The organism is Fibrella forsythiae, from assembly GCF_017353175.1.
Classification (GTDB): domain Bacteria; phylum Bacteroidota; class Bacteroidia; order Cytophagales; family Spirosomataceae; genus Fibrella; species Fibrella forsythiae.
This window is the reverse complement of sequence record NZ_JAFMYW010000010.1, coordinates 180,550-194,190: the sequence shown is the minus strand read 5'-3', so window position 1 is coordinate 194,190 and position 13,641 is coordinate 180,550. Positions and strand designations below refer to the sequence as shown.

Below are 13,641 nucleotides of genomic sequence, written 5' to 3'. Positions count from 1 at the left end.
GCAGACAGGGTCTTACCAGGCTATGTCTGCTTTTTTTGTAGTCGGCCTATCCGTTGCCAGGCAACCAAACAGCTGCTAATGGCCATTAACTCAGGCAGTATCTTAGCTTTGTCACAAGAAACACTTTCCTCAGGAACCAGCTATTTATGAAATTCCTACTGCTTTCGGCCATGTTGTTGCTTGTTCATCTTGTGCGAGCGCAAACGGTTGCTGTCGATGCGTTTGCCAGCCTGCTCAACCAGACCAAGCAGGCGCAGGTCATCGACGTACGAACACCCGCCGAATTCGCCGATGGCCATCTGCCCAACGCGGTCAACATTAATTCACAGCGGGAGGATTTCCGGCAGGCACTTGGCGAACTCGACAAAACCAGGCCGGTATTCGTGTATTGCTTATCGGGAGGCCGCAGCAAAGCAGCCGCAGAAAAACTGCGCGAATTAGGCTACCCAACCGTGTATGAACTCCAGGGCGGCTACCTGAAATGGTCGTCGAAGATGATGCCCGTAGCCGGCGTAACCCCCTCAGGCGACGCGTCGCAATGGACCGTTGCCCGCTTCGATAGCCTGATTCGGACGCAGCCTGTGGTGTTGGTCGATGTGTACGCAACCTGGTGCGCTCCCTGCAAAAAAATGGCGCCTATTGTTGACAAACTCACGACCGAACTGGCCGGGCAGGTAACTATCATTAAAGCAAATGCAGATACGGAAAAAGCACTGCTGGCCCAGTATCAAGTCGACGAATTACCCACATTACTGCTCTTCCGTAATGGTAAGCTGGCCAATCGCCAGATCGGTTTTTGCGACGAGGCTGCGCTACGGGGTCTGTTGAAGCAGTAAAGAGTGCTCAATAATCAGCGCTGCTCAGGGACATTACCTCGGCGGCGGAGCTGATCATTGAGCACGCTTTACTGCTTTGCCAGTTCGGCATCACGTAGTGGCTTACGAAGAATCTTGCCGACATTCGATTTGGGCAGTTCGGTCCGGAACTCGATCTGCTTCGGCACTTTATAACCCGTCAGATTTTCTTTACAGAATGCCTTAATCTGCTCTTCGGTCAGGGCGGGGTCCTTTTTCACGATAAATACCTTGACGATCTCAGTCGATTTGGCATCGGGAACGCCAATACAGGCGGCTTCCAGCACACCCGGACACTGCGATACGACGTCTTCGATCTCGTTGGGGTACACGTTGAAGCCCGACACCAAAATCATATCTTTCTTCCGATCCACTATTTTGAAGAAACCGTCTTCGTTTTCCACGCCGATGTCGCCGGTTTTAAACCATTCTCCTTCCATCACGTTGGCCGTTTCTTCTGGACGGTTATAATAGCCCTGGAACACCTGTGGCCCTTTTGCCCAAATCTCGCCGGGTTGGCCTAGCGGTGCTTCGGTACCATCGTCAAGCATACATTTCATGTCGGTGCTTGGCCAGGGTACCCCGATCGTACCTACCCGCGACGTACCATCGACCGGATTTGAACAGAGTACCGGCGACGTTTCTGACAGGCCGTATCCCTCGGCAGGTACGTTGCCCGTCAGTTTCTGCCACCGGTCGGCAACCGCCGTTTGCAGGGCCATACCACCCGCCGAGGTAACCTTCAGATGACTCCAGTCTACCTCATTAATGCGGGGATGATTCAATAATCCGTTATACAGCGTGTTGACCCCCGTAAACGCCGTAATTTTGTATTTCTTCAGATCATCAATAAACGCATTCAGGTCGCGGGGGTTGGTGATCAGCAGGTTCATATCGCCGCTTTTGAGCGCCGCCATTGCATTGGTTGTCAGCGCATATACGTGATATAGCGGCAGAGCAGCCACAATAACGCCCTGCCCTTCCTGAATACCTGCGGGTGCCATCCAAACATACTGACCTTCAACATTCGACAGGATATTCCGATGGGTCAACACAGCCCCTTTAGAAACGCCCGTGGTGCCACCCGTATATTGGATGAATGCCCGGTCGGTGCCTTTGATAGAAACAGGTGTCATTGGCTGGCGGCTCCCCCGGCTCAACGCATCATTGAACGAAATGGCATTGGGCAGGTTATAAGCAGGCACCATCTTTTTCACGTATTTCACCACCGCATTGACAATCAGCTTCTTGGGGAAACCCAGCCGGTCGCCAATCTCGGTAGTAATCACGTGTTTAATGTCTGTCTGATCGATGATCTTCTCCAGATTGGCGGCGAAGTTAGCCAGGATAACAATGGCTTTTGCGCCCGAATCCTTGAACTGACGCTGCATTTCGCGGGGCGTATACAGCGGGTTAGTGTTCACGACCGTCATACCAGCCCGTAGAATACCGAACATGGCAATCGGATATTGCAATAGGTTGGGCATCTGAATCACCACCTGATCGCCGGGTTTCAGGCCAAGATCATGCTGCAGAAACGACGCGAATTGCTTTGATTGCTCCTCAATCTCCCGATAGGTCAGCTGCTTGCCCATACAGGCATAGGCCGGCCGATCGGCGAAACGACGGCAGCCGTCCTCGATCAGAGCGGCCAGCGACGGGAACGCATCCGGATTGATTTCAGCAGGTACGCCTTTCGGATAGAACTTGATCCAGGGGTGGGTGTTTGTCATTGATTCCATGTTGATTAGGCGGTAGCAAATCGCGTGCAGTCTGTCCGACGATTCGTGAGATTGTAAGTTATATAGCAAAAATACGATTTAAGCTAGAATGGTTTTCGTAAAGACCGGAAAAGAGTCAGAAGAGCCATAAGAGTTCCGGTTAACTCAACCAGATGCGCTACACTGTTACCCGGTACCGCTTGCCTGTAGCGAGCAACAACAATACCTTACCTTATGAAGCAGCGCCAGTTACGCCGTAGATTAGTATATTCGTCTTGTATTATACGAAACAACGGTGGAGCAGGCACATCGGAAAATCATACACGTTGATATGGACGCTTTTTACGCCTCCGTTGAGCAACGCGACGACCCGTCGCTTCGGGGAAAACCCGTAGCCGTAGGAGGCTCGCGCGAGCGGGGCGTAGTAGCCGCCGCCAGCTACGAAGCCCGGGTGTTTGGGGTGCGTTCAGCTATGCCCTCGAGCACCGCCCGCCGCAAATGCCCTGATCTGGTTTTCGTAAAACCCCGTTTTGATGTCTACAAGGCCGTTTCGCAGCAGATTCGAGCCGTCTTTGCCGATTATACGCCGTTGATCGAACCGCTTTCATTAGATGAAGCATACCTGGACGTGACGGAAAATCTGAAGCACATGACCTCGGCCACGCAAATTGCCCAACAGATCAAACTCGCTATAAAAGAAGCCACCGGACTGACGGCTTCGGCTGGCGTCTCGTACAACAAGTTCCTGGCGAAACTGGCGTCTGATCATAATAAGCCCGACGGACTATTTGTGATTAAACCTACGCAGGGCCTGGCGTTCGTTGAAACACTTCGCGTAGGTCAGTTTCATGGAATTGGTCCGGCCACGGCGGCAAAGATGAACCAATTAGGCATTGCCACCGGGCTCGATCTCCGGCAACAGACAGAAGCCTTTCTGGTGCGGCATTTCGGTAAGGCAGGCCGCTTTTACCATGCCATTGCCAACGCCATTGATGACCGCCCCGTTCGGCCAGACCGCGAACGAAAATCCATCGGCTCAGAAACTACGTTTAGCACCGACCTCTTCACGTGGGACGAACTGACCGACGGGCTACAAGGCCCGATCACCGATTTATGGCAGGATTGCCAGCGCCTCAAAACCGTTGGCCGGACACTGACGCTCAAGGTCAAGTTCGCTGATTTTCAACAGATAACCCGAAGCCGATCATTTGGGTCGCCTATTTCTGATGCAACTCAGCTAACGTTCCTGGCCTATGAGCTAATGACCGTCTTGATGCCCCTGCCCAAAGGCGTTCGGCTCCTGGGCGTATCGCTCTCGAACCTGGAATCGACCGACGGGTCGGTAGACCGACATGAGATTGGCAAACAGTTGGAGATTGGGTTCTGAGTCATAGCACTGAACAAACTTACTCAGGCTCCTGCTGCCCCGTTTGTATCGGGTCAGAACCGATGAGGGCATTAACCCCGTTTTTCTACCCAAACAGCCGGGCTACGCCGAAGGCAGCGGCGGCAGCCAGTGCGCCGATCAGCATCACCTTCACGGCACCGCTGAATGGAGGCTGGCCGGTAACTTTGCTTTTGAAATAGCCAAAAATAAACAGGCAAACCAACGTAACAACGCACGAATACAACAGGGCTTCGTGGGGCAGTTTGACCAGGAAATAAGGCATCAGCGGCACCAGACCACCCACCACATATGACACGCCAATGGTCAGAGCGCTTTTTGTGGCTCGGTTGGGGTCGGGTTCGTCAAGGCCCAGTTCGTACTTCATCATGAAGTCGACCCACTTAGTTTTGTCTTTTGCCAGTTCATCGGCAATCACGTTTTGCAGATCGGTGCTCAGGCCCATTTCGGCAAAAACGTCGCGTACCTCCTGCTTTTCGCGTTCGGGCACCCGCTCTACCTCATCTACTTCGCGCCGCCGCTCCGACTCGTAGTGATCGGCTTCGGTGCGCCCGGCCAGGTAGCCGCCCAGCCCCATGGCAATGGAACCGGCAACAATCTCGGCAATACCCGCCGTAACAACCAGCGACGAACTGGCTACAGCCCCACTTAGCCCCGCCGCCAGGGCAAAAGGGACCGTCAGGCCGTCGGCCATACCAATCACGATGTCGGAAATAAAATCAGAGCTGTGAAGGTGTTCTTCGTGGTGGTGTAGATGGCCCGTGTCTGTCATGAGGTAGTGGTTAGTAAAAGCTGATAGGTACGTTCATTACGGCGCATGGGAGGCTGGCGTTGCTCCGGTTTCCCGTAATTCCTGATGCATGATCAGGCCACCAAGCCGCCCGACGTTAGCCATCAGGCCAAACGTAACCAGCGAAACGACAAAGATCAGGGTTGGAAGCCAGCGCCATTCGTTAGCCTTTTTCCAGACCAGCGCCAGCAAAGAAAGCAATCCCGTCAGATACATACCAATATTGGCCATATCGGCGGCTTCTTCGTGTTCGTGCAACCGGGGCCGATCCAGGGCGTTGATCGATTTCAGGTAGTGTTCAGCGCTTTCGCCGGTCTGGTTGGTAATGGCCGTGAAAACGCTCATCAGCAGGAAAAGGCCAAACGCCAATTTGATAATGGCGTCATTACGGCGAAACAGGCCGAAGCCCAGGACGATGGTCGCCATCAGGCCACCAATAATCGGAAAGTGATTGACCAGCAAATGCCAGTGCGCGCCATTCATTGCCATGGGTACAGAGTTAGTTGTGCCTTTTTGTCTGGCTACACACAACGTACCCAGCACTGATACAGACTGCCAACTGCGCAAAAAGTTGGCTTCTTCTATCCGATGACCCAACCGCAGGTACGTTATTACATCGCAAAGCAACAATAGCTACACCGCAGCGGATTCGCAGACGTAGCTAGGAATGATGCCGGTGGCTTTAATGCGCAGGTCAACGTCTTCGGCGGGGGTGTTTCCGGTCAGAACAAGGGCCGTATCGAAACCAAATTTGTTGCCGCCCAAAATATCGCTTTTCAGGGTATCGCCTACCATCAGGATTTCGTTCTTGCCGATCGTCATCCGTTCTCTCAGCAAGTCATAAGCAAACATAAACAACTGGGCATCAGGCTTTCCGAATCGAATAAACTGCTTACCTACGATACGCTCCAGCATATCGGCTACGGCCCCGATGGCTACGGCCACCCGGTTTCCCGACACTGGATACGTGGCATCGGTGTTGGCCACGATCACCGGAATATTCCGCTGACGGAGCAGGTTGACGGTTTTATTCAGGTCGGTGTTCCAGTCGAAGCCTTCGTCATCGAGCAACACCAGGGCGGTGATATCGGCGGCATCATTCAGGTCTACATCACGAATGGGCAGTGCGTGCAGATCGGCATTTTCAATGTAATGCGCCGAGGTGTCTGTGCCCAGGTAGGCCACGGTTCCATGACTCACTTTTAATTGCAGATACTCCCGCGCCAGCATCCCCGACGACACGATCCGGTCGGCAGTAACCAGCGGCAGGCCCAGCCGGGCATACGATTCGGCGAGTTGTTCCGGGCTACGCGACGCATCGTTAGTCAGTACATAAAATGGCTTTTCTGTCTGAATCAACGCATGGATGGTTCGGTCTACACCGGGAATTAATCCATGTGCGTTTTTCAACACGCCGTAGGCATCGAAGAAAACGGCTTTATAGTGATCAATCAGGGAGGCGAATGGAGTCATCTTTTTTATGTTTTCAGTCCTCTGTCTTCCGTCCTCTGTTGCTCCGCTAATCACCGATGCGTTTCATTAGCGGAGCAACAGAGGACGGAAGACAGAGGACTGAGGACGAAAATATTAAAGGCCCAGCCTCGTCAGAATCGGCGTTACGTCGAAGGTGTCGATAGACGGGAAATAGATGTCGTAAGCTTCACGCTGAAGTTTAGTGGCGTAGGTACGGTGGAAAAAATACCGGCCGTACTTGATCACATAGTTCAGAATGAAGAACCGGTAGGCTTCGGGCAGGAAACGCACTTCGCGCTCAGTGAGCGGATACACTTTGTGGTATTCTTCCAGAAACCAGCCGAAGCGTTCTTCGGCCAGTGGCCCAATGTAGTACGAAAATACTGTCCGATCGCCCGCATCAGAGCAAACCCGGCTAAAAAAGTAGAAATCCATGACCCGGTAGCTGATGCGGAACCAGTCGTAATCCCAACGCGAGAAGAGTTTCTGATCGTCTGTTACCGAGAAGTTGCCAATGTTCCAATCCACAAAAACGGGCATGGTTTCAACGGTTTTATCAACCAGCTTTTTTCGGTTTTCCAGAAACAACTGGCACTGTTTCCGTAGCGTCTCTTCCTGCATCCGATGTTCAAATTTTCCGGCGTCGGTATCCAGCAGGTCGAGCAGCCCCTGCACGTCTGAACGGAGTGTTTTCGAGTATTTCGGCAGCACCGATGATGCCCGCGCGCAGGCCAGATGGAACCGGGCAATTTCGGTCCCCAGCTTTCGGATGTGCGTTTCCTCCAGGCGGCGGGGCATTCGTTCCATCGTTCGAATCGGGTTGTAGAAAACCACCCAGGCATCAACCGATTCGCTCTGATGGCGGTAAACGAACACCTGCCCGTTCTTCATCAGCGATTTGGCCAGCACATTTTCGAACGGGTACAGCAGGTTGTTGGCCAGCGCGTGAATGATGCGGTGATCTTCTTTGAAATGCTCGAATTTGCCGAAATACGATAGTTTGGCAATCACACGGTCGCCCGAATCGAGCGTCAGCCGGAAGACGTGGTTCGTGGAAACTTTAGCACTGATATCTTCCACGGTCTGCACCGTCTGACTGGGGTCAAACGAGGCCCAGGCCTGGCGTATAATAGTAGGATAATCGATGAGGCGCATAAGGTCAGTTTACAGTTTTCTGTTTACCGTCTTCTGTTGCGCTGCCAGTTTATAGTGTCATGAGGTAGCAGCGCAACAGAAGACGGTAAACAGAAAACTGTAAACAGGTTTTTTTAAATGAGTTCAAAATAGCGTTTCAATTCCCAGTCGCTTACCTGACTGGCATACTGCCGGTATTCCCAGTCGCGGGTTTGGCAGAAATGTGTAACAAAGCCTTCACCGAAAAGTTCGGCAGCAACGGCCGAGTCGCGCATCAGGTACGTTGCATCACGCAGGTTGGGGGCCAACCGGCCGTTGGTTGCATTTTCGTAGCCGTTGCCTGTCGTTGCAGGTACGTCGAGCGAGAGGCCGTGCCGAATACCGTACAGGCCCGATGCCAGCGCGGCTCCCATGGCCAGATACGGGTTGGTATCAGCCCCCGGCACCCGCATTTCAACGCGGGTGTATGTTTCGGCATGGTTCAGCACCCGCATGGCTACCGTCCGGTTATCAAACCCCCAGGTCAGGGTAGTAGGTGCCCAGGCCCCTTCAACCAGCCGTTTATAGCTGTTGATGGTGGGGGCATACATGGGCAGAACGTGCGGCAGGCAATACAGTTGGCCGGCTATGTACTGGCGGGCCAGGGTACTCAGTTTATCAGGCGCAGTGGCATCAAAAAACAGGTTTTGAGCCTCATCCGGCGACCACAGACTCTGGTGAATATGGCCGCTGCACCCGGGCAGATCGGCGTTCCATTTCGCCATAAACGTAGCCAGCACCCCATGCCGATACGCGATTTCTTTCACCGCTGTTTTAAAGAGTACCGCTTTGTCAGCTGCTTTCAGGGCCGAATCGTGGTGAATAGCGGCTTCGTATACGCCCGGCCCGGTTTCGGTATGTAACCCTTCGAGCGGAATCCCGAATTTTCCCAGGCCCGTAAACAGATCGTCGACGAACTGATGCTCCATCGACGGGCGCAGAATGGAATAACCGAACATGCCCGGCGTAAGCGGCGTGAGATTCCGAAACCCCTTCTGCTCGATTGTCTGCGGCGTTTCGCGGAAATTAAACCACTCAAACTCCTGCGCCATTTCGGCCCGATACCCCATTGCTTCTGCCTGAGCCACCACCCGCTTCATCAACGACCGGGGGCAGGCTTCCAGGTCTTCACGCCCAGTATGGCCCCCGCTGAAATCGGCCAGAAAAAAGGGGAGGTCATTTTCCCACGGAATACGCCTGAACGTACCCAGATCAATCCGAACGGGCCGGTCGGGGTAGCCTGTGTGCCAGCCCGTAACGGTGCCGTTATCGTAGGCCGCATCGCCACTATCCCAACCGAATACTACGTCGCAAAAGCCATAACCGCCAGCCAGGCCCGCCCGGAACTTTTCGCGGCTGATGATCTTTCCGCGCAGGATACCGTCGATATCGGCAAAGGCGAATTTGACTTTCGGAATATCGTGTTCGTCGAGGTAAGCGAGGAGTTGCGTAGCGTCCATGCGCGTTGAGCGGGGTTGGTCGGAGCGCTAAAGTAAATGAATTCGCCAGACAAACACGGCCTGCCTACTGTCAGAGGCTGTTTTATTGACAGCAATTACATACTCAGGTACGTTGCTTCTTCCCTCCCCTACTTTTCGATTCAAAACTGACCCATCAGCCCGGCACGCCAATTAACCATGCCTACTCATTTGGGTCAATAAATTTGGGTTGTGGACGGGCTGGCTCTGGAATATCATTGGCTTTCATCCAGGTTTTGAAGGCGGCAAAAGCGGCATCATCAACCTTGCGCCACACATCGCCGAAACCTAGCGGATCATTGGCTACCTGCTGAATTTTTTGCTGCCATTGCTGCCCGTCCGGGGTCTGGTACCATCGTTCCTGCAATGCAGCATAAGGTTGTTTCGACGGTTGTGGCACGGGGAACTTCACTCCTCGCTCAACCAGTAGCTTCTTAAGTTGAACCTGCCCCTGATAGGCTTTCGACCCGGCACGAGGAGTGCTCTCCTGAACATCAAAGGCAATGCCCCCGCCCGCCGATTGGGCGTTTATATCCGCTCCCCGGTTGATCAGGTCGATGGCTCTGTCAAACTCATCCTGATACCCCGCACTGATCAAAATCGTGTTACCATCCCGATCCCGCGCGTTAATGTCAGCGCCGGCATCCAGCAACAAGAGTACGTTTTTATAATAATCGAAATCATAGGCGACATGTAAGGCCGGTTCAGAACGCTGGGTGCTGTTAGGATCACCGCCGTGCTGTAAGAGCAGTTTCAGGTACTTATTATCTTCACGCGCACCTGCTGCCAGCGCCACCGGCTGGATATTGTCATGGTCTTTCAGATTTGGGTTGGCCCCTGTTTTTAACAGCAGCAGAAAAGCGGCTTCCTGGTCGACCAGCATTGCCCAGATCAGCGGTGTCATGTCTGCTTTATAAAAGCGATTCAACTCCACCCGCCTGGCTAATTGCTCCACGTCGTCGAGCCGGTTCTGCTGAATGGCTCGAGCCAGTTCCAGGGCTGTACCTTCAAAATACTGTTCTGGGTTCATCTTGTTTTGGGTTACAGACGCGCAGCTCGTAAGCAACGCAAAAAAGCAATTAAGCAGTAAGCTCCACCGCTTACCGACATCCCATATACGCCCCCAATGTTTTGAGATCATCTTTCTTCTGCTTTTCCATTGAATCGATCAGATAAGGCATTCCATGATACTCCACCCGACTCATAGGGTTCCAAGGGCTACTGATAGAGTTGCCCAAACCATCCTGCGCCGGAACAATATGTCGAATCCCCGCCGCAATTGGCATCGTATTATTCAGGGTCAGCCCCAGTCCAACTGCCTTACCAACGGCAGACGGTGCCATCATCAAGCCTCCTTTCACCATCGGAATGGCTGTATCCTGTAAATTATTGAGAATATCATGAGGAAAATTGAAGGCATCAACTACAGGTTGCCCGTCCGATCTGATCTGTTGAGCGTCAGCCACCGAATAATTCCCTTCTCTGCCTACAGTTCTTGGATGAACACCGGCAGCATTGAATGTATATGTTTTGGCCCGTGTAACGATACCGGTCGCAGCCGCTTGACCACCAGCCTTTGAGTGGCCCACGATCTCAAATCCATCTGCCCCGTAACGCTTCCTCAACTCACTCGCTTTCTTTATTGATCCTCTATACTGCTTCGTATCCATCCCGTTACCCTGCATCAGGTTCGTGATCCAGTCGTCTTTGGCATTTACAGCATTGTCTGTGCCTCTGAACACTAATACTGGTTTTGGATTCGGTTCGAACGTAGATTGGTAAATAGCATAAACAGGTTCGGTGCCCTTTTCAGAACGTTCGATCATACCCCAGCCTTCAGGCAAACCGTTCTTTTCAGTTGGCCAGGTTTGGGCGGCTAGCATCGCCTGAAATTTTTCGGGTTGGGGGGGCACCTGGCTTTCGTAGAATTTCTTCTTATCCATCAGGTAGATGGCGTTAGCGAGCTTGGCGCGTTCGATGGCGCGGTTATTCAACTCGAACCGCTTGTTGGCCACCGCTGCCTGCCCATATGGCGTGTCGGCGGCAGACTGGCTATTGCCGGTTCGGCCTGCTGCCGCTACGCTTGTTGCATCGGCGGGCATCACCAGCGACGAAGGGCTCAGGTTGGTTTCTTTCAATTTCGCCGACGAGGCATCGATAACCGCCAACCGGGCATTGTACCGCTCCTTCTTCGACTTTTTCATGTCGGTAGAGGCCGCTATATCGTCACAAACGGGCGGTTTGCGGGGCTTGGGATGGGTTGTTACGGCACCGGTGCGCTGATAATTGGCGAGTTGGAACGTTTCACCCGCGCCGTGCGAAGCCAGTGGCCAGTTGTTATCCAGTACGATGGCCCCTACGGCTACCCGCTGTGGCGATATACGCAGGGTGTTCACGAAACTACCACCACCACCCGTGCCAGGGCGAAACCGGATGTCCAGGCTGACGCAGTAGGCGTTGAAAAAGGAGACGGTCTTCAGGGTTGCTTCCGGCGACTCCTGCATCAGCACCAACTTCCCGTCGGCCTGCATCGTGGGCGAAAACATCCACTGATGCAGAAAGCCGTCGTTGGGCGCATCCAGCGTACAGGTGATCACGCCGCCCTGCGTAGGCGACGACGGACGGCCCAGCGAATCGGTTTCCTGCCGAATGGCCAGGTCATATGAATAGAGCCGGTAGGTACTGGAACCGACGCTGAGATACGCTGCAAATGAAGCCATAGACAGTCAGGTAAAGCGGTCTTAACACAGAACGGTCGAGCTTTCTAGTTAATACTATTTATCCTATATATTTACATACATATTATTCAACGAACGAAAAGAGGCCCATACGTAGCGTATGGGCCTCTTTTATTGAATGAACGAAGTTGGAACGTACCTACCGAATCTCCATTTCGAATGGTAGCCGGGCCTGCACGCCCTGTAAGCTTTGCAGTTTTTTCATCTGCTTAACCACCGGTGCCAGCGGCCCCAGAGCCGTTTGTATCCGTGCGTTATCGTCGTCGCCATTACCAAAGAACTTCATCACTTTTTTGAAGGCGTCTTCTTTGGCCGGGTAGTATCGTACGCGGTAATCATCGTCTTTCAGTTTCGCTTCCGTAGCGGCTACTTTCACGGCCTCATCGAGCCCGCCCAGTTGGTCAACCAAGCCAATCGATTTACCCTGAATGCCGGTCCACACACGGCCGCCGGCAATGGCTTTCACGCTATCGACAGACAGTTTACGGCCGTCGGCTACTTTCTTGGTAAAGCTGGCGTAAATGCGGTTTACACTGGATTGCAGCACCTGCCGGTCAAAATCAGACAGGGGTTTTGTGGCACTGGGGAAATCGGCGTGGGGGTTGGTCAGTACGCGGTCGAAGGTAACGCCAAGCTTGTCTTTGAACAGGTTCTCGGTGTTGAACATCAGCGCAAATACGCCGATCGACCCCGTGATGGTGTTGGGCTGCGCCACGATCCTGTTGCAACCCATGGCCATGAAATACCCGCCCGAGGCTGCATAATCAGAGAACGACGCAATAATTGGCTTTACCTTGCGGGTCAGCTGCACTTCGCGCCACATCACATCAGACGCCAGCGCGCTGCCTCCGCCCGAGTTGATACGCAACACCACGGCTTTTACGCTTTCGTTCATCCGTGCTTTCCGGATTTCGCCCGCGATCTTGTCGGAACCAATGCTGTTCTCGTCGCCGTCGCCCGTGTTGATATCGCCATTGGCAATGATCACGGCAATGCGGTTGCTGCTCGTTACCTTTTCGGCATCATCGTCTTTCTCGCTGTCAGATGAGCTGTCTTTGTACTTGCCTAGGCCCACAAAGTCGATCTTTTTCTTTTCATCGACTTTCATCACCCGCTTCATTTCAGTTTCCAGCTCGTCGAAATACCCGGTGTTGGTCACCAGTTTATAGCGAAGCGCGTCTGCCGGCGTCTGGATACTCAGGCTATCGGCATAGCCACGCAGCGTACTCGTTGGGATACCCCGGCTTTTCGATACGCCTACCAGAAAATGGTCGTTGATCGAGTTCAGGAACGAAGCCGTTTGCAACCGGTTAGGATCGCTCATTTTGTCGAGCAAGAACGGTTCTACGGCGCTCTTGAACGTACCTACGCGGAAGATTTCGGGCTTAAGGCCCAGTTTATCAAGCGTGCCTTTGAAGAACGTCAGCTCGGCTGCGATACCGTTCCATTCCAGATCACCGGCCGGGTTAAGATACACCTTATCAGCCACTGAGGCAATGTAGTACGCCTTTTCGGTCATGACCTCGGCGTATGAATACACAAATTTCTTCGACTTCTTGAAGTCGATCAGCGCGTTCCGAACTTCTTCGAGCGTAGCCCAGCCCGCCTGTGGGTTCTGCGCATCGATGTATATTCCCTGAATATTATCGTCGTCTTTGGCCTTTTTCAGCGCTTCCTTGATCTCGATCAGCCCCAGCACGTTCGCATCGCCACCGCCCCCAAACGCGGCAAACGGGTTCTCCGAGCTACGCTCCCGGATAGGCTCGTTGAGATCGAGCTTCAAGACCGAGTTTTTGGCAACGGTCGTTTCTTTTTTCGACGAAGCTGCGCCGATGATACCCGCAAAAATGATGATGCCCAGAAACGTGAAGATGAATAGCCCCAGCAAGGTAGCCAGGAGGTATTTCAAAAATTGGCGCATAGGTTCGTTTACATGTTATTGTATATACACCAAAAATAAAGGCTCACTGTTTAGGAGTGAGCCACTTTTTGTTGAATGCGCAATATGG

At 53.1% G+C, this 13,641-nt stretch carries 11 protein-coding genes; 2 read left to right on the top strand and 9 right to left on the bottom strand.

Going from position 1 to position 13,641, the window contains the following annotated elements:
- Positions 1 to 146: 146 nt before the first annotated feature.
- The gene (locus tag J2I46_RS26740) at positions 147 to 836 is read left to right on the top strand and encodes a thioredoxin domain-containing protein (protein ID WP_207332159.1); all 690 of its coding nucleotides are present in this window, start codon (positions 147 to 149) and stop codon (positions 834 to 836) included.
- 68 nt (positions 837 to 904) lie between these two features.
- Here the strand turns inward: J2I46_RS26740 and J2I46_RS26735 are convergent, their stop codons facing one another.
- Positions 905 to 2,596: an AMP-binding protein gene (locus tag J2I46_RS26735; RefSeq protein ID WP_207332158.1), complete on the bottom strand. Its 1,692-nt coding sequence runs from the start codon at positions 2,594 to 2,596 to the stop codon at positions 905 to 907.
- Positions 2,597 to 2,906: 310 nt separating this feature from the next.
- Between J2I46_RS26735 and dinB the strand changes: the two genes are divergently transcribed.
- The gene (dinB, locus tag J2I46_RS26730) at positions 2,907 to 3,962 is read left to right on the top strand and encodes a DNA polymerase IV (protein WP_229379965.1); all 1,056 of its coding nucleotides are present in this window, start codon (positions 2,907 to 2,909) and stop codon (positions 3,960 to 3,962) included.
- A gap of 85 nt (positions 3,963 to 4,047) precedes the next feature.
- Here the strand turns inward: dinB and J2I46_RS26725 are convergent, their stop codons facing one another.
- The 8 genes from J2I46_RS26725 to sppA form a co-directional block, all read right to left on the bottom strand.
- Entirely contained in the window at positions 4,048 to 4,752 is a 705-nt protein-coding gene (locus J2I46_RS26725) for a VIT1/CCC1 transporter family protein (protein WP_207332156.1), read from the bottom strand.
- 36 nt (positions 4,753 to 4,788) lie between these two features.
- The gene (locus tag J2I46_RS26720) at positions 4,789 to 5,259 is read right to left on the bottom strand and encodes a hypothetical protein (RefSeq protein ID WP_207332155.1); all 471 of its coding nucleotides are present in this window, start codon (positions 5,257 to 5,259) and stop codon (positions 4,789 to 4,791) included.
- Positions 5,260 to 5,403: 144 nt separating this feature from the next.
- Complete coding sequence (locus J2I46_RS26715) at positions 5,404 to 6,243, bottom strand: TIGR01459 family HAD-type hydrolase (RefSeq protein ID WP_207332154.1); 840 nt, start codon at positions 6,241 to 6,243, stop codon at positions 5,404 to 5,406.
- A gap of 114 nt (positions 6,244 to 6,357) precedes the next feature.
- Positions 6,358 to 7,398, bottom strand: a complete 1,041-nt coding sequence (locus J2I46_RS26710) for an aminoglycoside phosphotransferase/kinase family protein (protein ID WP_207332153.1) — start codon at positions 7,396 to 7,398, stop codon at positions 6,358 to 6,360.
- A gap of 113 nt (positions 7,399 to 7,511) precedes the next feature.
- Positions 7,512 to 8,876: a glutamine synthetase family protein gene (locus J2I46_RS26705; RefSeq protein WP_207332152.1), complete on the bottom strand. Its 1,365-nt coding sequence runs from the start codon at positions 8,874 to 8,876 to the stop codon at positions 7,512 to 7,514.
- Between the two features lie 181 nt (positions 8,877 to 9,057).
- Positions 9,058 to 9,924 (bottom strand): ankyrin repeat domain-containing protein, encoded by an 867-nt coding sequence (locus J2I46_RS26700; RefSeq protein WP_207332151.1) that lies wholly within the window; start codon positions 9,922 to 9,924, stop codon positions 9,058 to 9,060.
- A gap of 70 nt (positions 9,925 to 9,994) precedes the next feature.
- Positions 9,995 to 11,614 (bottom strand): type VI secretion system tube protein TssD, encoded by a 1,620-nt coding sequence (gene tssD, locus J2I46_RS26695; RefSeq protein ID WP_207332150.1) that lies wholly within the window; start codon positions 11,612 to 11,614, stop codon positions 9,995 to 9,997.
- A 157-nt stretch (positions 11,615 to 11,771) separates the two neighbouring features.
- Positions 11,772 to 13,553, bottom strand: coding sequence for a signal peptide peptidase SppA (sppA, locus tag J2I46_RS26690; protein ID WP_207332149.1), 1,782 nt, complete (start codon positions 13,551 to 13,553; stop codon positions 11,772 to 11,774).
- Between the last annotated feature and the right edge of the window lie 88 nt (positions 13,554 to 13,641).